Source organism: Vibrio sp. 970, from assembly GCF_033339075.1.
The window spans coordinates 1-889 of the sequence record NZ_JAWOTW010000141.1; the positions used below are offsets into that span (position 1 = coordinate 1).

Annotated in this window: 1 protein-coding gene; it reads right to left on the minus strand. The window is 48.6% G+C overall.

The features are described from left to right. The coding region (gene murJ / locus R7Q11_RS25270; protein ID WP_225466892.1) for a murein biosynthesis integral membrane protein MurJ at positions 1–889 on the minus strand (889 nt) is incomplete at both ends.

The window sequence follows — 889 nt, forward strand, 5'->3', positions numbered from 1 at the left end:
TAGAACCGCTAGGTAAAATGCGGCGCCTAGACCAATTAACGTTCCTAACATGCCGCTACGGTGAGCAAAGCTCCACTCTAGCCAAACCGACATATCTTCCAATTGCCATAAGATCGCAGCGACCATCGCAGCGCCAGCAACAACCAAACGTATAATAAAGAAGACGGTACGCTTAGTGATTTGATAGACACCTGCAATGTGCAGACCTCGGTACAACAGCGCCATGTTGACGAACGCTGACAATGCCGTAGCAATAGCCAAACCGACGTAACCGTAGAAATAGGCGAAAATTGCGTTGAACACCATGTTAGTCACCATCGCGATGATGCCGTATTTCACTGGCGTTTTTGTGTCTTGACGTGAGTAATAGCCTGGCGCTAACACTTTAATTAACATGAAATTCAATAGGCCAGATGCGTAAGCGAGCAACGACAGAGACGCTTGGTGCACATCTTGTGGAGAGAACTCACCGCGCATAAATAGCACCATCAACATCGGCTTCGCCAACGCCATCAAACCCAACATCGCCGGAATCCCGAGCAGCGTTACCATGCGAACGCCCCAATCCATGGTATGTGCAAAACCTTCGCTCTGCGAGTCCACATGTTTACGAGACAGCGCAGGCAAAATCACCGTCGCAATCGCAATACCAAACAGCCCCAGCGGGAACTCCAACAAACGATCGGAATAATACAACCAGCTGATTGAGCCAGTTTGTAGAAAGCTGGCAATAAAAGTATCAAATAGCAGGTTGATTTGACTGACAGAGACGCCAAACAAAGCGGGAATCATCAACGTGCGGATTTTTACCACCCCACGATCGCGCCACCCCCACTTAGGCTTAACCATCACGCCCGCTTTAATAAGGAAAGGAATTTGGAATAAGAAC